The organism is Brevibacillus sp. LEMMJ03 (assembly GCF_007197875.1).
GTDB lineage: Bacteria > Bacillota > Bacilli > Brevibacillales > Brevibacillaceae > Brevibacillus > Brevibacillus thermoruber.
Map to the genome: position 1 here is coordinate 1 of NZ_VKJN01000023.1, position 17,561 is coordinate 17,561.

General features: G+C 54.2%; 24 protein-coding genes. 22 read left to right on the top strand and 2 right to left on the bottom strand.

Annotated elements, in window-relative coordinates:
* Positions 1-26: 26 nt before the first annotated feature.
* Entirely contained in the window at positions 27-1,469 is a 1,443-nt protein-coding gene (locus FOI68_RS20455; protein ID WP_035295180.1) for a recombinase family protein, read from the bottom strand.
* A gap of 11 nt (positions 1,470-1,480) precedes the next feature.
* Positions 1,481-2,113 (bottom strand): LexA family protein, encoded by a 633-nt coding sequence (locus tag FOI68_RS20460; protein ID WP_231558624.1) that lies wholly within the window; start codon positions 2,111-2,113, stop codon positions 1,481-1,483.
* 169 nt (positions 2,114-2,282) lie between these two features.
* Between FOI68_RS20460 and FOI68_RS20465 the strand changes: the two genes are divergently transcribed.
* From FOI68_RS20465 to FOI68_RS20565, 22 genes are all read left to right on the top strand, one after another.
* Positions 2,283-2,504, top strand: coding sequence for a helix-turn-helix domain-containing protein (locus FOI68_RS20465; RefSeq protein WP_035295179.1), 222 nt, complete (start codon positions 2,283-2,285; stop codon positions 2,502-2,504).
* A 77-nt stretch (positions 2,505-2,581) separates the two neighbouring features.
* A complete protein-coding gene (locus tag FOI68_RS20470; protein ID WP_035295177.1) occupies positions 2,582-2,761 on the top strand; it encodes a hypothetical protein in 180 nt (59 codons plus the stop codon).
* Between the two features lie 40 nt (positions 2,762-2,801).
* The gene (locus FOI68_RS20475; protein WP_143864133.1) at positions 2,802-3,029 is read left to right on the top strand and encodes a hypothetical protein; all 228 of its coding nucleotides are present in this window, start codon (positions 2,802-2,804) and stop codon (positions 3,027-3,029) included.
* Entirely contained in the window at positions 3,026-3,241 is a 216-nt protein-coding gene (locus tag FOI68_RS20480) for a hypothetical protein (RefSeq protein WP_143864134.1), read from the top strand. Before FOI68_RS20475 ends, FOI68_RS20480 begins: the two co-directional genes overlap by 4 nt.
* A gap of 5 nt (positions 3,242-3,246) precedes the next feature.
* Positions 3,247-3,795 carry a sigma-70 family RNA polymerase sigma factor gene (locus tag FOI68_RS20485; RefSeq protein WP_143864135.1) on the top strand — a complete coding sequence of 183 codons (549 nt, stop codon included), beginning with the start codon at positions 3,247-3,249 and terminating at the stop codon, positions 3,793-3,795.
* A gap of 16 nt (positions 3,796-3,811) precedes the next feature.
* A complete protein-coding gene (locus FOI68_RS20490; protein WP_143864136.1) occupies positions 3,812-4,093 on the top strand; it encodes a hypothetical protein in 282 nt (93 codons plus the stop codon).
* A complete protein-coding gene (locus FOI68_RS20495) occupies positions 4,086-4,439 on the top strand; it encodes a hypothetical protein (protein WP_143864137.1) in 354 nt (117 codons plus the stop codon). Before FOI68_RS20490 ends, FOI68_RS20495 begins: the two co-directional genes overlap by 8 nt.
* Positions 4,440-4,994: 555 nt before the next feature.
* On the top strand, positions 4,995-5,501 hold the full coding sequence (locus FOI68_RS20500; RefSeq protein WP_143864138.1) for a hypothetical protein: 507 nt from the start codon (positions 4,995-4,997) through the stop codon (positions 5,499-5,501).
* Positions 5,501-5,827, top strand: coding sequence for a hypothetical protein (locus tag FOI68_RS20505; RefSeq protein WP_143864139.1), 327 nt, complete (start codon positions 5,501-5,503; stop codon positions 5,825-5,827). Before FOI68_RS20500 ends, FOI68_RS20505 begins: the two co-directional genes overlap by 1 nt.
* On the top strand, positions 5,824-7,017 hold the full coding sequence (locus FOI68_RS20510; RefSeq protein ID WP_143864140.1) for a DUF2800 domain-containing protein: 1,194 nt from the start codon (positions 5,824-5,826) through the stop codon (positions 7,015-7,017). Before FOI68_RS20505 ends, FOI68_RS20510 begins: the two co-directional genes overlap by 4 nt.
* Positions 7,018-7,031: 14 nt before the next feature.
* A complete protein-coding gene (locus tag FOI68_RS20515) occupies positions 7,032-7,799 on the top strand; it encodes a DUF2815 family protein (protein ID WP_143864141.1) in 768 nt (255 codons plus the stop codon).
* Positions 7,799-9,772 carry a DNA polymerase gene (locus tag FOI68_RS20520; protein WP_143864173.1) on the top strand — a complete coding sequence of 658 codons (1,974 nt, stop codon included), beginning with the start codon at positions 7,799-7,801 and terminating at the stop codon, positions 9,770-9,772. The genes FOI68_RS20515 and FOI68_RS20520 overlap by 1 nt, the downstream gene beginning before the upstream one ends.
* A gap of 5 nt (positions 9,773-9,777) precedes the next feature.
* Complete coding sequence (locus FOI68_RS23805) at positions 9,778-10,575, top strand: DUF3310 domain-containing protein (protein ID WP_221935130.1); 798 nt, start codon at positions 9,778-9,780, stop codon at positions 10,573-10,575.
* Complete coding sequence (locus FOI68_RS20530; protein ID WP_143864142.1) at positions 10,572-10,847, top strand: hypothetical protein; 276 nt, start codon at positions 10,572-10,574, stop codon at positions 10,845-10,847. Before FOI68_RS23805 ends, FOI68_RS20530 begins: the two co-directional genes overlap by 4 nt.
* Positions 10,837-11,217: a hypothetical protein gene (locus FOI68_RS20535; RefSeq protein ID WP_143864143.1), complete on the top strand. Its 381-nt coding sequence runs from the start codon at positions 10,837-10,839 to the stop codon at positions 11,215-11,217. Before FOI68_RS20530 ends, FOI68_RS20535 begins: the two co-directional genes overlap by 11 nt.
* A 14-nt stretch (positions 11,218-11,231) precedes the next feature.
* Positions 11,232-12,788 carry a PcfJ domain-containing protein gene (locus FOI68_RS20540; RefSeq protein WP_143864144.1) on the top strand — a complete coding sequence of 519 codons (1,557 nt, stop codon included), beginning with the start codon at positions 11,232-11,234 and terminating at the stop codon, positions 12,786-12,788.
* Positions 12,785-13,684, top strand: a complete 900-nt coding sequence (locus tag FOI68_RS20545; protein ID WP_143864145.1) for a DUF3102 domain-containing protein — start codon at positions 12,785-12,787, stop codon at positions 13,682-13,684. Before FOI68_RS20540 ends, FOI68_RS20545 begins: the two co-directional genes overlap by 4 nt.
* Positions 13,671-13,904 (top strand): hypothetical protein, encoded by a 234-nt coding sequence (locus FOI68_RS20550; RefSeq protein WP_143864146.1) that lies wholly within the window; start codon positions 13,671-13,673, stop codon positions 13,902-13,904. The genes FOI68_RS20545 and FOI68_RS20550 overlap by 14 nt, the downstream gene beginning before the upstream one ends.
* Before the next feature lie 32 nt (positions 13,905-13,936).
* On the top strand, positions 13,937-14,074 hold the full coding sequence (locus tag FOI68_RS23630) for a hypothetical protein (RefSeq protein WP_185973990.1): 138 nt from the start codon (positions 13,937-13,939) through the stop codon (positions 14,072-14,074).
* Complete coding sequence (locus FOI68_RS20555) at positions 14,058-14,507, top strand: YopX family protein (protein ID WP_143864147.1); 450 nt, start codon at positions 14,058-14,060, stop codon at positions 14,505-14,507. The genes FOI68_RS23630 and FOI68_RS20555 overlap by 17 nt, the downstream gene beginning before the upstream one ends.
* Before the next feature lie 350 nt (positions 14,508-14,857).
* Entirely contained in the window at positions 14,858-15,046 is a 189-nt protein-coding gene (locus FOI68_RS20560; RefSeq protein ID WP_143864148.1) for a helix-turn-helix domain-containing protein, read from the top strand.
* Positions 15,047-15,052: 6 nt separating this feature from the next.
* Complete coding sequence (locus FOI68_RS20565) at positions 15,053-17,470, top strand: virulence-associated E family protein (RefSeq protein WP_143864149.1); 2,418 nt, start codon at positions 15,053-15,055, stop codon at positions 17,468-17,470.
* Positions 17,471-17,561: the final 91 nt, after the last annotated feature.

Sequence of the window (17,561 nt, forward strand, 5' to 3'; positions counted from 1 at the left end):
GAACCAATCATACTTCGAGGCACAAATTAGCACTTCCAAATAATGCTCGCCAGCTCCGAGTTCTCTATGTCAATCCTGTGAATCAGTTGCCGCAACGCAGCTTTGGCTTTGCCCCTGTCTGCTCCTGTTATGTCGGGCAACATATTGATTGCTGTTTGCTGTAAAGCTTTGATGTCACCTTTTTGAGACTCAAGCTTTTTTATCTGTTCAGTCAGTGCATTTCGTTCGTTTTCCACGCGCTCACGTGCTGCCTTTAGGTCTTGAGCGGAGATTAGGTCGTTTTCATAGGCTTCAATCTGTTTTTGCATCCGCCTGTCAACCCTTGCCAATCTTGCCTTTAGATCCTTGATCTCGTCTTCTGCGGTTGGTGAGGCAGCCACAACATAGTCGAGCTCTTTTATTGACCCTGAAGCCAATCCCTTGATCTGATCAATTATCACCTGCTCCAGATCGTCTCGGTGTGCTGCATGATATTTACATCCATACCCAAGGACATAAGAGGAACAGACATATCGATAGTAAGTGTACTCGTTGTACTTTGTTTTGTGCCTGCTCGTACTGCCCTTCATATTTCTCCCGCAATGTTTGCACTTGAGCAAACCAGTAAAGAGATATGTTTCGCTGTCAGCATGCTTGTTGGCGTAAGACCTGGAACGCATGATAGCTTTTACTCTCTCAAAGCGCTCCAGAGGGATGATCGCTGGATGGTTGTTTTCCTTCACGAGCCATTCAGACGGATCGCGTAAAACGGTCTTATTATTCTTGCTTTTACGCTTGTTATAGATCATGGTGCCCGCGAGCGTTTCGTTGTTTAGTAAACGCTTAACGCTTACCTGATCCCACATCTTCCCTTGCTTTGTAGTTACCCCTTTTTCGTTGAGAATTTTCGCAATCATACGGTAGCCATTACCTTGCTCGGCCAGATCGAACATTAGCCGTACATACTCGGCTTCTTTTTCATTGATGGCGTAATGACCATTGATCACGTCATACCCAAAGCACGGTTTGGTCATGGCCTTTCCTGTGTTTTTCTTTAGGGACATCATATTGTCTCTGACGCGCTCGCTGATACGTTCTCGCTCAAACTCTGCGAACGCACCGAGGAGCTGCAAAACCATCTTGCCGACTGCAGTTGAGGTGTCGAAGCTCTCTGTTGCGGAGACAAATGTGCAGTTGTGGTCTTCAAGCAGGTTTACGGTTTGAAGGAGATCCAGCAGGTTGCGGCAAAACCGGTCCAGTTTGGAAGTGAGTACTACATCAATTTTATTCGCTTTCACGTCATCCAGAAGGCGTTGAATCGCAGGTCGCTGCAGATTTTTGGCGCTATATCCGTCGTCGACATAAAAAGTCGGAGATGTCCATCCCATCACTTTACAGTAAGCCGTTAGCCGTTCTTGTTGCTCTTGGAGAGAGTTACCTTTATCGGCTTGTTCGTCGGTTGACACCCGTATATAAGCTGCTATTCGCATGGTCTTTCCTCCTAATACTTAATGACATTCATTTTCAGTTTACCGATGATCTTAACCTCTGCTGGGGAAGCAAAAATGGGGGCGTATTTCGGGTTTTCTGATTGCAGGACTAGAGTATCTCCATTTCGATACACGCGCTTGAGTACCGCTTCATCACCGATAAGCACGGCAGCAATTTCCCCATTCTCGACTTCTGGCTGCTTGCGGATCAATAACAAGTCTCCGTCATAAATACGAGCATTGATCATGCTGTCACCTTTTGCGCGGAGATAAAAGTATTCGCCGCCGGCAATCCATTCCTTGGGAGTGGGCTCATAACCTTCGATATCTTCAAACGCGAAGGAGCCGTTCCCGCAGCTGATCCGACCAACGACAGGCAAGTAGGTTAGGCCATCCAGTTGTTCCATCTCAATGCCGAGAAATTTTTCGGCTCCGTCAAGCAACCGAGAGATGTCTACCTCTAATGCAGCAGCAATATCGGCTAAACGGTTCATGTCGATCTTAATCTCACCGTTTTCATATCTCTGTATCGTCTTCTTGGTTAGTCCTACCTTTTCAGCGAGAACTTGGAGGCTGTAGTTTCTTACATCCCGGTACTTTTTTATGTTTTTACCGACCGCTAGGTAAAACAGTTTTGAATCCACTTTTATCCCTCGCTTACTTGATATCACATACTTTTGTTTGTAGTATACCCATAAAAAGACACGTTATGCAACAAAAATTCATTTTCGTGTCTTTTTAGGGGTTGACTCGTAATTTTTGTGGTGGTACGCTTGTGTCATAAAAAGACACGACCTGAAAGGCGGTGAGAGGATGCACATCACGGTCAAAGCAGCCCGCGTCAACGCAGGGATGACACAGGAAGAAGTCGCAAAAAAGCTGAATCTCTCCACAAATGGCTACGCGAAGAAAGAAAGCGGGAAGAGTCGGTTTTATATCGACGAGATCATCATGTTAGGCAAGCTGTTCGGGGTAAACTACGAAAATTTTTGTGAGGTAGCGTGTCATTTAAAGACACGGCGGGACACAGCCTGAATTTCACGGGGCCGTCCACTGCTGTAGTGGGCATAGCAATAAAATGTAGACCTAATAAATGGAGAGGGGGAGCAAGCATGAAAGTGCGGCCAAGGAAACGCCCGCAAATAAAAGTCGTCGCGCACTACATGCTCATCGATGGAAAGGAGGTGGAGATTGACCCATTTAAGACCGATTTACCTGACCGCTGCAAGTTGGTCCTAGCTGAAATAGCAACCGGACGCCAACTCAAATTGGTAGAAGCGCGCGGCTCTTAGGAGCCGCTATGGTGGACAAGCCCTGAGAGGAGGCAATCAAGTGTTCACAAAAAAGGAATTCGCTCACTCGCTGGAACAGACGTATCGCACAAGTGGGCTCCAGAATGCCGGCAGATGGTTCGGCCTGGTATATCGCAGTCTGCGTCTGTCGATGTTCATCGAACCGGACAAAGACGTCAAAGACAGGATCAGCCAAAAGCGCCAGGAACTGCTGGCGACCTGGAAAGAATTTGCCGGCCGGTTCCGGAAAGGTGGTGATAATCAATGAGCGCTTTCAGTAAACGGGCCATCTGGCTGACGGTTTACTCCAAACACGGTGACCGTCTCGTGCAGATCACCCAGGAACACATCAGATTGGCACGCGACCTGGCTGAGCACCGCCTTTACATGTCTAGTGTTGAGGTCGAAATACTGAAGTCCAGGATCGAGGAGTTGCGCAAGGAGCGCGACGCTATCCTGGCTCAGTTCGAGGGGAGGTGAAGCCGTTGAACTGCCAAACCATAAGCGATCAAATGCGACCTCACCTGAAACTGGTCCATCTCGTCGCATATCGCTTCGAAAGTAGGTACAAGCTGCCGCCAGGCGTTGATCATGACGATCTCGTTCAGGAGGGAAGCCTCGGGCTGTGGGAGGCTTTGCGACGTTACGATCCCTTGAAGGGGAGCTTCTCAACTTTCGCCATCATATGCATCGAATCCAAAATCGGGAAACTTTTTCGGAAATCACGGGCACAGAAACGATACGGCTCACCGGTGTGTTACCTTTCTGATCGGACAGTTGATGACTGCACACTGGAAGAAGTAATCCCCTCCAAAGAATCGGTTGAAACTGCTGTGGTGTTGAAAGTTCTACTGGAGACCTTGCCCGCGCGTGAGCATCGCATGCTCATGATGTACCTAAACGGTTACGGGCAGCCGGAACTTGCTAGACGCTTCGGGTTGACTCAATCGTATGTCAGCAAGCTCTTACGTAGGAACATAAGAGATTTGAGGCGTGGCTACAGCGACCGGCTTCTGGAAAACAAAAAAAACTAAGAAAGGATGATGCGGTGTGAAGGGATACGATTTCAAAGCAGCTCGTCGGAGAATCGAAGAACTGAAACTGATCTACCGGCAAATGAAACGCTGGTACGAAGATGATGATACCTGGAGTTGGTGGATCATGGCGCAGATCGAGGAAATCGAACGGGAAATCGAAGAAGCCCATCAAGCCCAAAAAGGCAGAATGGCCGTCGGGCAGGACGGCCATCCAATAAACGCTTTTGGGAATGTACTTACTCCGATTATACCGGCTTGGAGCCGGGGGAGCAAGGAGGATCTGCAACATGTCTGAACAAAGACGTGACGCCGCAGCTGATCTGGCGATGTGTGAGGCAGCGACGCCGGGCAAATGGGAAGGAAAACATGCCATTCAACCGTATATCTCGGTGTTTACTGGCGTCGCGGAAGAAGTGATCGCGACGACATACACAAGGGGAAATATGCGCTTCATCGCCGAATCCCGCACAGCCCTGCCCCACTGGATCAATCGGGCGGTGGCAGCGGAGGCGGAGGTTGAGCGGTATCGTATCCTGCTTCACAACGTATTGGAGCGTAGCAAATGGGGAGATGCCGAAAACGCCTTGGTAAAGATCGTTTTGATGATTGAAAATCATTTGTCTGAAATTGATAGCGAGTAACGCAGGCTTGTCCTGCGCGAAGGGCCCATGCTTTCGCACACGCCAACGTGCGATTGACCACCCAAAAATCTTAATGCTATCCATGGGCTCTCCCCGGAGGACACGCTTCGGAGGCAGCGATCACAAAAACTGTGCAGCACAGTTGTCCCCATAGGTCGATGCTTCCGTCGCGAACCTCCACTACATAGCGAGGCCAAGCGGCGCAGCCGAGGAGCTGCAGCGGCCGCGCAGAGGTTGGGGCGCGGTGGCCTCCTGATCCACGAAAGGGGGTGAAGTAAGTGCGCGTATGCTGCGCCTGCGGTGAGGAAGACCGCTATAAGATGTTGCTTACCTTACCGGTTGCTGTTGTTTACGAAGGGAGGCGATTCACCAGGACTCCGTTCGATCAAAGCGAGGTTTTCATTTGCCTCACATGCTTAGAGGAGGAGGCCAAAAACATTTTTGCCTGCTCTTAAAAAGCAAAAGACCCTGCGTGGCAGCGCAGAGTCTCAATCAAAACATCAATTCTCACCTCAAGCGTAACGCTTTCTGCTTGAAAAATCAAGGAGGGTAAACATGAACATCACGATCACATTGCAAGCGTCCCCCGAATTGATCAATGCGATCAACGGCATCTCGGCAGCCATCACCGGGCTGTCGGAGAAAAAGGTGGTTGAATTCGCGCCGGCGGTATTGACAGCTCCGGTACCCGAACACACGGCTGTTCAAGCACCGGTTCCGGCAGAAGCGACTGTGCCTGTAACTCCTGCGCAGGCTTCACCTGTACCAGCGGTTCCCACGGCGCCGGCACCGGCTGCACCGCCCGTAGCTCCTCCTGCTCAAGCAGTCTCTGCAGCTCCCCAAGCTGCGCCGTCACAGACACCTGCAGCCGTACCTACCGCAGTGCAGACCTACACGCTGGACCAGTTGGCCGTCGCGGCAACGCAGCTGGTGGATGCTGGCCGGCGTGAGGAATTGGTCCAACTGCTCGCCTCATTCGGTGTACCAGCCCTGACCGCGCTGCCGAAAGAGCTGTACGGAGAGTTTGCGACCCGGTTGCGGGCGATGGGGGCGAAGATCTGATGAACACTGTTGTGAGGGATCTGGAGGCCGACTTGGCGATCTGCGAAGCGACAACGCCAGGGCCGTGGCGTCAAGACTCGGATGGATACTTGATTGCTGCTAACAGCACACACATAGCGGACGTCGTCAGTACCGAGGAGGACGCTCGATTCATCGCCGAGGCCCGCACCGGTTGGCCGTATACGATCCGGCGTGCGCTGGCAGCGGAGGCGGAATTGCTTCGGGTTAATGTTGAAAATAGAAATCTGGAGGCGGAAGTCGACCGCCTCCGGAACGAGATCAACATTCTGCAGGAGCAGCTGGAGCAGCGGAGGTGCAGCGCATGACAACGTCACACGCGGAACGTGAACACGCTCTTCTGTCTGCAAGCGGATCGCACAAGTGGCTGCACTGCACGCCGAGTGCCCGACTGGAAGAGCAGTTTCCCGAAACACAAAGCACTTACGCCGATGAGGGAAGACTGGCGCATGAGATCGCCGAGCTCAAGCTGCGAAAGCATTTCATCGAGCCGATGGGGCCCCGAGCATTTAACAACCGCCTGAAAAAATTCAAGGAGAATCCGCTTTTCCAAGAAGAAATGCTGCGGCACACGGACACCTACCTGGAGTATGTGCAGGGCATCGTCCACGGTTTCACGGCGCCGCCGTATATCGCGATCGAAAAGCGACTCGATTACAGTGCTTACGCGCCCGAAGGCTTTGGGACTGGCGACTGCATCATCATCGGCGGCAACACATTACACGTTTGTGACCTTAAATACGGCAAAGGTGTTCCAGTGTCGGCCGAAGGCAATCCGCAGATGCGACTGTACGCGTTGGGGGCCTATGTCGAGTACAGCTTTCTGTACCCGATCGAACGGGTACGTATGGCAATCATCCAGCCGCGCCTGGACAGCATTTCGGAGGATGAAATTTCAATCGCTGAGCTGCTGGCCTGGGGTGAGTCGATCAAGCCGATCGCGCAAAAAGCGTTCGCCGGCGAAGGGGAGTTTGTCCCCGGCGATCACTGCCGGTTCTGCCGGGCGCGCGCGACATGCCGGGCGCGGAAGGAATATTACGACCCGCTCGAAGATTTCAAACGGATGAAACCGCCTCTCATTTCCAACGAAGAGGTCGGCCAAATCCTCGAACGGGCCCGCGGGCTTGCCAAGTGGGTATCCGATCTGGAGAAGTATGCGCTGGCCGAATGCCTCAAAGGAAACGAGATCCCGGGCTGGAAAGCCGTCGAAGGGCGCGGCTCCAGGCAGTATGTCGACCAGGACGCTGCGTTTGCGGCACTCAAGGCGGCGGGCATCGACGAAGCGGTTTTGTACGAGCGCAAGCCGTTAACTGTCCCTGCGATCGAGAAAGTGCTCGGGAAAGCCGAGTACAGAAAGCTGCTAGAAGAACCAGGCCTTGTGAAAGTGGAACCCGGTAAACCGACTCTCGCGCCGATCAGCGACAACCGAGAAGCGATCACTCGACCAAGCGCTGCTGACGATTTTGCAAGCTGGTCTGATTTTAACCCGCAAGACTAAGGAGGAAAATGCACATGGCAAACCAAGACCCGAAACGCGTTGTAACCGGAAAAGTGAGACTGAGCTATGTTCACCTGTTCACACCGTATGCTAATCAACCTGGAGCAGAACCGAAATACAGCGTGACGCTGCTCATCCCGAAGTCCGACATCGCAACCAAGCAACGAATTGATGCGGCTATTAATGCCGCCATCCAGGACGGCGTATCCTCTCGCTGGAACGGGGTGCGGCCCCCACAAATCCATCTCCCGATCCACGACGGCGACGGTGTGCGCCCGAGCGACGGCATGCCGTTCGGTGAGGAATGCAAAGGCCACTGGGTTATGACGGCGTCGTCCAAGGATAAACCTGAAATCGTAGATTTGAACCTGAATCCGATCATCAATCAGTCAGAAGTGTACTCTGGCATGTATGCTCACGTGTCGATCCGGTTCTTCGCTTACAACGCAAACGGAAAGAAAGGCATCGGCTGCGGCCTCGGAAACGTACAAAAAGTAGCCGACGGCGAACCGCTTGGCGGCCGCACGTCTGCCGCTGCTGACTTCGCGAGCTTATCGGCAACAGCTCCGGCTACCCCTGCGTATCCGCAGCAGCCCGCATATCCGCCGGCTGCCCCAGCCTATCCGCCGCAGCAACCGGCATACGGGCAACAGCCGCCCGCGTACCCGCAGCAGGGCTACGGACAGCAGCCACCGGCATATCCGCAGCAACCACAACAACCTGTTCAATTTGACCCGATCACCGGTAAGCCGTTGCAAGGCGGCATCATGGGGCTGGGATGATGCGACACCTCAGCATCGACATTGAGACATACAGCAGTATCGACATCAAAAAAGCGGGACTGTACAAATACGTGCAGTCCCCCGATTTTCAAATCCTCTTGTTTGCTTACTCCTGGGACGGCGGTCCAGTGCAGGTTGTCGACCTGGCGCAGGGCGAGCAAATACCGCCAGAGATCGTTTACGCACTGGCCGATCCCTCAGTCATCAAACATGCCTACAACGCTTCGTTTGAATGGTACTGCCTCAACAAGCTTTTCTATTCGCCGATCGAACAATGGCGCTGCACGATGATCCACGGACTATACTGCGGATACACCTCGGGCCTGGCGGCAACGGCCGTGGCTCTTGGGCTTCCGGAAGACAAACGAAAAATGAGCGTTGGCGCCGCGCTGATTCGCACGTTCTGCGTTCCGTGCAAGCCAACCAAATCAAACGGCTTCCGCACGCGAACACTGCCGCATCACGAACCGGAGAAGTGGCAGCTATTCAAAGAATACTGCCGACAGGACGTTGTCACCGAAATGGAGATTGAACGGCGACTGGCGGCGTTCCCAATCCCGGAGAAAGAGCAGCGTCTGTGGGAGCTGGACCAGCGGATCAACGCTCACGGTGTGGCCGTGGACATGGATGTCGTTGAGGGGGCCTTGCAGATCGATGAGACTGTCACTGCGGAGCTAATGGAGGAAGCTGTACAGCTCTCAGGGCTGGAGAATCCCAAAAGCGTAAAGCAGTTGACTGCTTGGCTGACGGAGGAGATCGGCGAGGAAGTCGACAACCTACAGAAGGGCACGGTATCAAAGCTGATTGAGAAGATCGACGAGGGCAAGGCAAAGCGAGTGCTGGAGATCCGCCAGGAGCTTTCTAAGACGAGCGTCAAGAAGTATCAGGCCATGCGTGAGGCCGTATGCAACGACGGACGAATAAGGGGGCTGCTCCAGTTTTACGGTGCCAACCGGACCGGGAGATGGGCTGGCCGACTGGTGCAGGTGCAAAATCTCCCGCGAAACTACCTGGAAACTCTCGGACACGCGCGAGAACTGGTCAAAGAGCGTAACGTGGACGCGCTCAAACTGATCTACGGTAACGTCCCGGATACGCTCTCCCAGCTCATCCGAACCGCGTTCATCCCCTCTCCCGGTCATGTCCTGGTGGTGGCCGACTTCTCCGCCATTGAGGCCCGCGTACTGGCCTGGCTTGCCGGGGAGCAGTGGCGGCTGGACGTATTCAACACGCACGGGAAAATCTACGAGGCATCGGCGTCGCAGATGTTCGGAGTGCCGATCGAGTTGATCAGAAAAGGCAATCCGGAATACGAGCTGCGACAAAAAGGGAAAGTCGCGGAATTGGCCCTCGGATACAACGGCGGACCGGGAGCTCTCATCTCGATGGGGGCGATTGATCAAGGGCTGACCGAAGAGGAGCTGCCTGACATCGTACGGCGGTGGCGGGCGGCAAACCGGCGGATCGTTGATCTTTGGTACAGCCTTGAAAATGCGGCTCTGGAAGTGATGCGGACCGGGCAGCCGGTCGGAATACGCGGGCTGATTCTCTCCCGGGAGGGTGATCTTGCGAACGGGCTGGATTTTCTCACGATTACGCTGCCGAGCGGACGGAAACTGTTCTATGCCCGGCCGTTCCTGAGCCAAAACGAGAAGGGGAAGGAAGCCCTCCACTATCACGGAGTGAACCAGAAAACCCGGAAGTGGGAGGTCATCCCGACATACGGGGGCAAGCTGGTGGAGAATGTGGTCCAAGCTATCTCCCGGGATTGCCTGGCCGAGAGCCTGGTCCGACTCACAACGGCCGGATATCAATCGGTTATGCACATTCACGATGAAGTCGTCCTGGACGTACCGGCAGACCTGGCCGACCTGGATACGGTGACGGCGATCATGGGTGTGCCGATCAGTTGGGCGCCGGGATTGCCGCTAAAGGCTGCCGGGTTTATAGCGGACTACTATCAGAAGGACTGATAAAGGTGGCCAATTATCAGGTTAAAAGGGCTGGAACCTCTGTGCCAAAGCGGGACGTTGAGTTGAAGTCATCCGGCAACGGTCCGGTAATCACGTACAAATTACGCCCCGAAGAAATTGAAAAATGGAAAAAGGAGGGTATTTACCCAATGCTGACCCGAGAAAAGTATCTGCAGCTTCGCTTGGACGGCATGTCCCGCACTCATATACAACGCAATTACTTCCCCAGTAACCCAACGAAATTTTATGCTCTGCTTTCGGAGTGGGGGCTGAAAGAAAAGGATGCCGAAGAACGAGCACTGGATATAATGCCGACGGTTAAAAAACCAGCAAAGACGACTGAAAAGGACCAAGACGGGACCGGTGAAAATGAGGCGGCGGCCCCCGGGGTCGACTGGGAAGACCTGTTGCGTATGAAGGATGAAGAAATCGAGCAGTTGCGCCAGGCGACTCAGGATCTGGAGGCGAAACTCGATTCTTTTGCCAACGGTATTCTGGAACGGGACCAGGAAATCAATCGCCTAAATGAAGAAATCGGCCGTTGGCAGGCCCGACTGGAGGACGCGGTCGGGCGCTTGGCCCAATACGAGGCTGAGAAGCGCTCCGGCTCGGTAGATAGCATCGAGTGCATCGATGCGATCTTCGCCGCGACTACCGGGCTGACTGGTGGACAAGCATACAGCACCGGGGCCGCAATCGAATACCTGTGGCGGTGGTCGCGGAAGGGCGGCGTTGAGGATCTTCGGAAAGCCCGCTGGTATATCGACCGGCTGATCGCCGAGCTGGAGGTGGAGGCAGGATGAAACAGGTAATTCTGAAGGTCACAGAAACTTTGAGCTATGGCCGCGAGGTTAAAGTAGAGATTCCCGATGAGATGACAGAGGCCGAGCTGAACAATGTGTTGGATGCTGCGCAACGAGAGGAATTCATGAGCGATTTCATTTACTTCTTGGAGCGTAAGGGGCTCAAACTGATCGGTCCAGTGGATGAAGACATGGACTCGCCTGACCATGCAGAGATCGAATGCGACGAGTATGAATTCGTTGAAGAGGAGGAGAACCGCGATGCAAGCTGAGGCCATCGCCAAAATCAAAGCGGAAATGGATGGCAACAAAAACAACCCGTACATCCAGGTGGTCGGAGAATTCCTGCTCCGCCACCTGGAAGCCTACCCGGCTGACGCGGAGAAAATCGTGGCCGCTGACAAGACAATCGGCAAAAGCCTGGACGCCATGCGGAACGAGGCGCGGAAGAAGCAGCACAAAGGCATGGCGATCCTCACCGATGCCGAAGGATTCGCTATCGTGCTCAAGTATTTCGGGATCGAGGGGCCGGTTTACTCGGGGGCTGCTCCGGCGGCGCCGGCCTCCCGACCGACCGTTACAGCGCCCCCAACGAAGCCGGCCGCCCCTGATTTCGACGTCAAGCTGGATGACTTTCTGTGAGGGAGGCGTGGGGCATGTCAAAGGCCAATGATCACCAGGAGTTTTTCACTCACTTCCCGCAAACGGTTAGTCAGGCGGTTGTTGACTTTGCCATCAACACGGTTTTCCTCTCAAGCCGCTATTTGTTCGTGCGGCGCATCGGGAAAGAACAGTATGGCTACTGCACCCACTGCCGGCAGGAATATCTCACTGGTCTGGGGGCGTCTTACCTTCGCCACGGAGAAAGCTGGCAGTGCATGAAGTGTAAGTCGCTGGTCATCGTCAAAGCAAGCGGTATCAGCCGCAAACGCTTGATCGACAATGCCTATTTCGTCTGGTACGAAAAGTCTGCGGTTAATCCGGAAGCGATAGTCGCCCTCGGAATTTATGCAGTGCGCGACTATCGTGGAGACTACTACAAGATAGAAACCGAGTTCAAAACAGTCGCCATGTATCTGTTTGAACCGGGCAAGAGCAGAATGCTGCGACGCGACTACTGGGCCGAACGATGGTATGAGGCCAAGTCGATCTTTTCCGAATTTGATCACTCGATGAAAAGCGTGCGTTGTTACCTTGCACTGGAAAGCGTTATTGCGGCGGTCAAGGGCACACCTTTTCAGTACAGCACGTGGGGCAAATACACCGAGCAGTCGCCCGATCTCGTCAAGTTCTTCGACCTGGCCGCAAAATATCCATGCGTCGAATATCTGACCAAGCTCGGCCTGAGAAGCTTCGTTGATGCAAAGCTATGCGGATACAACACCTACGGCGCGATCAACTGGCGTGGAAAGACAATGGAGAAGGTGCTGCGGCTATCGAAGGCCGAGATCAAAGAGATGAGATCGGCACGGCTCACAGTGAATCCGATCACGTTGCACAGCTACCACTTTTTCAAACGAAAGGGATTGCGGTTGACATTCAAGCAGGCACACCTGATGGGGGGCCTGACGACAAAATACTACACGGATATGCTGAAACCCCTGCTCCAGTATGGCACCTTTGAACGCGTCGTAAGGTATTTTCTGAAACAACTCGAACGAGGAGAAAGGCATTACAGCACTGCTGGGCAGATACTTACCACCTGGCGTGACTACTTGAAAGAGTGTCAGGAGCTCGGGATGGATCTCTCGCAGGAACATGTGCTGTTCCCGAACAACCTGCACGCTGCGCACCTGAAAACAACCGCAAAAATTAAGATCAAAAGGGACGAAGCGCTAAACGCATTGATCGCAAAGCGGCTGCCCAAGCTGGAGAAATATACGTTCGAGAAAGATGGACTCTTCATTCGGCCGGCAAAGGACAGCTCCGAACTGTTCCTGGAAGGCAAGGCGCTGCAGCATTGTGTTGGCCAATACGCAAAAAGGTACGCTGAGGGACAATCCGACCTGTTTTTCATCCGTCGATCAGATGAACCGGACAAACCATTCTACACGGTTGAAGTGGTTGGTAACAAAATCACGCAGGCGTACGGCTATCGAAACTGCTTACCTACGCCAGAGGTGCAGGCGTTTATCGATGCGTTCAAGGCAGAGAAGCTCATGAAAAAGAAGGGCAGGAATAGAATCACAGAGCTGCAGGGGGTAGCGGTATGAGTGAATTAACGACGAGAACGCCACAGGTCATTGCGGCCGAGATCCGCAGCATTGACACACAGACCCGGGAAATTGTTCTGCGCAGCGCAATTGAGATCGGCAAGCGGCTGAACGAAGTCAAGGCACTCGTCCCTCACGGTGAATGGGGGGCGTGGCTGGAGGCGAATGTCCACTATAGCCAGTCCACCGCCAACAACTTCATGCGGATCGCGGACGAATACGGCTCAAATTTCCAAGCGATTGAGAATTTGAGTTACACAAAAGCGCTAGCGCTGCTTGGGGTTCCGGCGGAAGAACGGGAGCAGTTTGTACAGGAATATGACGTGGAAAACATGTCCGCGCGCGAGCTGCAGCAAACGATCAAAGAGAAGAAACGGCTTGAAAAAGAGTTGAAGAAAAGCCAGGAGGCTGCGGAGAAAGAGCGCAAGGAGCGCGAAGCGCTGGAGAAGCGTGTCGCGCAGCTTCAGACAGAGCTGGCTGATGCAAAGATCGCCGGCAACGCAGAGGAAGCACAGAAGCTGCAGGAGGCATTGGCCGAGGCACAAGTCAAGGTGAAGCAGTTGGAGAAGGAGCTGCGGGCAAAACCGATCGACGTGCCCGCGGTAGTAGAGAAGATTCCGGAAGAAGTCGAAAGGGAGCTGGCCGAGCTACGAAAGAAGGTGGCACAACCGGGCAACGAAACCGCAATCAGGTTTAAAGTCCAGTTTGACGGCCTTGTTGCCGGTTTTCGGGATCTGCTGGCCACGCTGGCGGAGATCCAGGATGCAGATCCAGAAACACATGAAAAGTTCAAAGGTGCGGTGCGCGGGCTGATCGAGAAAATGTCGGAAAAACTTCAATACGGTAAGGGAGGAAAGAACGATACCCAGGGAGGGACGTGCATTGAAAAAGAATGAAATCGAAATCGGCAAGTCGTATTCAAATGGCCATCCAGTTGGTAGCCGTTATCGTACAGTTCGGAAGGTGCTGGAGATAGTATATGGCCGTGCACCATTGGGTGAAAGCGAAGGATGGAACGTTCGATACCTTTGCCTTGAAGGCACGCGAGATGTAAAAGGACGAGAGGGAATCATAACACTCCAGGCGTTTGCTTCGTGGGCAAAAGAAGTGATTTAACAAACCATTACGTGTGATGAGGAGATGAACGAGTGATGAAGATGACAGTAGTTGGTTGGGGCGTACCGGTGGTTCTTCTCCTCTGCATGATCGGGTTTTACACCATGGGAAAATGGGGAGTAGACGCTATTTTGAGAAAGAGGAGGAAAAAGGATGCAAGCAGGACGTGAAATCAAGTTTCGGGGCAAATGTATTGCAGATGGTGAATTAAATGGGGAATGGGTATTTGGCGATCTGCTCCAGAAGAACGGAAAGATATATATCGCTCCGCACTCAAATTCTGTATCGGTCAATGGTCATATCGGAAAGCTGATAATCATGCACGAAGTATCTCCTGAGAGTGTAGGGCAATTCACCGGCCTCCGCGACAAGAACGGCAAGGAGATTTATGAGGGGGACTTCGTAAGGGTAAGGCCACGGTTGGTTGAAAACCAGGATGCTTTTACAGCACCGATTGTATGGAAACGATCTGGGTTTGAGCTTGATAGAACGATTGACGGATGGATCGGATACCCGATTGTCACCAGGTTGGACGGAATGGCGGACGAGCTTGAAGTCATCGGCAACATCTACGAGCACCCGGAACTGCTGCAGGCCGGCTGACTTAACACAACACACGATGTGATAAGTGAGGTGAAAGTCATGGGTGACGCACTTCGCGGAAGGAAAATTCGGATTACCTCCTGCGATCATCCTCAGAATTGGTACGCCGATAAAATCGGACAAGAATTTATCGTGCAAAGCGAGTGCAGTAGAAACAGAGAAAACCTCATTGTTAGAACAACAATCGAACAAGCTGGCTGGCCTTACGGATGGGTTAGCAAGAAGGATTGCGAATTTGTGACTTAACAAGACATTACATGTGGGAAGGCGATGCCTATGAGAAGTACAAAAGCGCGGTACGTGGGCTGATTGGGAAAATGTCAGAGAGACTTTGAGGAGAAGGGATCACGATGAACCGCATCCGGTTCTATAGGGAAAAGGCGGGGCTGTCCATCCGGCAGCTTGCAAAACGCGCCGGAGTGCATCGGAGCTATCTCGGACAGGTTGAGAGTGGTTACTATCCGGCATCAACAAAATTTTTGGCGCGAATAGCCAAGGAGTTGGGTGTTGCAATTAAGGATTTGATAGGGAAAGAGTGAAAACCCATGATGAACGACCGACAACTAACCATATCTTCTGCCGGCAGCCGCAAGGCAACCTACTGGCCCGCGCAAAACATCTACTGGTCGGAACTGGTAGACCGGCTGCGGGTGGTGGTGCGCGGTACCGAAACGCTAGCCGAATACCTCAAGCTGCCGAAAAGCAAACAAGATGAACTGAAAGACGTCGGCGGTTTCGTGGCCGGGACGCTGGCGGGCAACCGGCGCAAGGCCAGCGCTGTGACCGGTCGGGACGTCATCACGCTTGACCTGGACAACATCCCGGCCGGCGGCACGGCGGACACGCTGCGCCGTATCGACGCCCTGGGGTGCGCGTACGCCGTCTACAGCACACGCAAGCACGAGGAGGCCAGGCCGCGCCTCCGCGTGCTTGTGCCCCTCAACCGAACGGCCACGGCAGACGAGTACGAACCGTTGGCGCGAAAGCTGGCGTCGATCATTGGGATTGAGCTGTGCGACCCGTCGACGTTCGAGGCCCACAGGCTCATGTACTGGCCAAGCTGCTGCGCAGACAGTCAATACGTGTTCCACTACGGCGACAAGCCGTTTTTGGACGCGGACGGCCTGCTGGCGATGTACACCGACTGGCGCAACGTGGCGGAGTGGCCGCAGGTGCCCGGTACTTCCCAGTCACACGTCCGGCTGGCGACCAAGCAGGGGGACCCGACCGCCAAGCAAGGCATTGTCGGGGCGTTCTGCCGGCAGTACGACATCTACAAGGCGATGGAAACCTTCCTGCCAGGCGTGTACATCCCGACAGACGACGGCAGCGGCCGGTTCACCTACGCCGGCGGCAGCACGACCGGCGGGGCGATCGTGTACGACAACGGCCAGTTTCTATACAGCCACCACGCCACGGACCCGTGCAGCGGCCGCCTGGTGAACGCCTTCGACCTTGTCCGCCTGCACAAGTTCGGCGAGCTGGATGACGAAGCGAAGCCAGACACGCCGACGAACCGGTTGCCATCGTTTACGGCCATGTGCGAGTTCGCGCTGCAGGACGCCGGCGTCGCGGCGCTGATGAACCAGGAACGGTACGAGCGGGCGGTGGCCGATTTCACCGCGGCGGCCGCCGAAGGGGATGCGACGACTGCCGACGTTAACGACAAGAGCTGGATCAGCAAACTGCAGATAAGCTCTACCACCGGGATGCCGGTGAAAACGACGGACAACGTACTCATTATCCTGGAGCATGACCCACTGTTGAAAGGCAAAATCGCTTTCGACGAATTCGCCAACCGTGGCGTCGTGTTGGGGCCGGTGCCGTGGGATCTGCGCGAAGACCGGCGGCCGTGGACCGATCTTGACGATGCCGGCTTGCGGCACTACCTGGAACGGACGTACGGGATCACGGGCGAGCGCCGGATTCTGGACGCGGTCGCGTTGTGCGCGCATCGGCATTCGTTTGACGACGTAAAGGCGTACCTGGCCGGGCTGAGCTGGGACGGAGTGCGCCGGCTGGACACACTGTTCATCGACTACTTGGGCGCAGCCGATACTGCGTACACGCGGGCCGTGACGCGGAAATCGATCGTTGCAGCCGTGGCCCGCGCGATGGTACCCGGCTGCAAATACGATACAATGCCGATTTTGACCGGCCCGCAGGGGCTCGGGAAGAGCACATTGCTGCGCCTACTTGGTCGCCGCTGGTTTTCGGATAGCCTCCAGACGTTCGAGGGCAAGGAAGCGTCGGAGATGCTGCAGGGCATTTGGATTAACGAGATCGGCGAGCTGGCGGGCATGTCGAAGGTCGAAGTAAACGCAGTGAAACAGTTTTTGAGCCGAACGGAGGACATCTACCGGGCGCCGTTTGCGCGGCGGACACAGACGTTTCCCCGGCGGTGCGTGTTTTTCGGGACAACCAACAATGACGAGTTTCTGAGGGACGCGACCGGAAACAGGCGGTTTTGGCCAGTTGACGTTGGCGTACAGCAACCGACGAAAAGCGTGTTTGGACAACTGGAAGCCGAAGTGGACCAGATTTGGGCAGAGGCATTCGTCTACTGGCAGGCTGGTGAGCCATTGTATCTGTCCGGAGAGCTTGAGGAAGAGGCAAAACGGCAGCAGGAGCAGCATCGGGAGACAGATCCACGGGAAGGCATTATTCGTGAATTCGTGGAACGCCGGGTGCCGGTTGGCTGGGAAAAACGGACGCTGGGTGAAAGGCGCATGTATTGGGCCGGCGACTTCGAACGTGGAAACGTTGAAACGGTCGAACGGGATCGGATCTGCGCGGCTGAGGTCTGGTGTGAATGCCTTGGCGGTGACCTAAAAAACATGCGACGAGCCGACACGGTCGCCATAAACGCCATATTAGAACGAATTCCAGGGTGGAAGAAGCACAACGATGTCTACCGCTATGGGTGTTACGGCCGAGTGAAAGGCGGGTTTATCCGTGCGTAGTTGTTCAGGTTCTTGCCGCAGGTAGATGGTTTTAAGGTGTTCACCTTCTACCCGCGAAAAAAGACATTTTGTTCACCTTGTAAATTTTGGA

Coding starts and splice junctions, on each gene's coding strand:
- FOI68_RS20455 (WP_035295180.1), bottom strand. CDS start 1,469: ATGCGAATAGCAGCTTATATACGGGTGTCAACCGACGAACAAGCCGAT.
- FOI68_RS20465 (WP_035295179.1), top strand. CDS start 2,283: ATGCACATCACGGTCAAAGCAGCCCGCGTCAACGCAGGGATGACACAG.
- FOI68_RS20470 (WP_035295177.1), top strand. CDS start 2,582: ATGAAAGTGCGGCCAAGGAAACGCCCGCAAATAAAAGTCGTCGCGCAC.
- FOI68_RS20480 (WP_143864134.1), top strand. CDS start 3,026: ATGAGCGCTTTCAGTAAACGGGCCATCTGGCTGACGGTTTACTCCAAA.
- FOI68_RS20495 (WP_143864137.1), top strand. CDS start 4,086: ATGTCTGAACAAAGACGTGACGCCGCAGCTGATCTGGCGATGTGTGAG.
- FOI68_RS20500 (WP_143864138.1), top strand. CDS start 4,995: ATGAACATCACGATCACATTGCAAGCGTCCCCCGAATTGATCAATGCG.
- FOI68_RS20505 (WP_143864139.1), top strand. CDS start 5,501: ATGAACACTGTTGTGAGGGATCTGGAGGCCGACTTGGCGATCTGCGAA.
- FOI68_RS20510 (WP_143864140.1), top strand. CDS start 5,824: ATGACAACGTCACACGCGGAACGTGAACACGCTCTTCTGTCTGCAAGC.
- FOI68_RS20515 (WP_143864141.1), top strand. CDS start 7,032: ATGGCAAACCAAGACCCGAAACGCGTTGTAACCGGAAAAGTGAGACTG.
- FOI68_RS20520 (WP_143864173.1), top strand. CDS start 7,799: ATGCGACACCTCAGCATCGACATTGAGACATACAGCAGTATCGACATC.
- FOI68_RS20530 (WP_143864142.1), top strand. CDS start 10,572: ATGAAACAGGTAATTCTGAAGGTCACAGAAACTTTGAGCTATGGCCGC.
- FOI68_RS20535 (WP_143864143.1), top strand. CDS start 10,837: ATGCAAGCTGAGGCCATCGCCAAAATCAAAGCGGAAATGGATGGCAAC.
- FOI68_RS20540 (WP_143864144.1), top strand. CDS start 11,232: ATGTCAAAGGCCAATGATCACCAGGAGTTTTTCACTCACTTCCCGCAA.
- FOI68_RS20545 (WP_143864145.1), top strand. CDS start 12,785: ATGAGTGAATTAACGACGAGAACGCCACAGGTCATTGCGGCCGAGATC.
- FOI68_RS20555 (WP_143864147.1), top strand. CDS start 14,058: ATGCAAGCAGGACGTGAAATCAAGTTTCGGGGCAAATGTATTGCAGAT.
- FOI68_RS20560 (WP_143864148.1), top strand. CDS start 14,858: ATGAACCGCATCCGGTTCTATAGGGAAAAGGCGGGGCTGTCCATCCGG.
- FOI68_RS20565 (WP_143864149.1), top strand. CDS start 15,053: ATGATGAACGACCGACAACTAACCATATCTTCTGCCGGCAGCCGCAAG.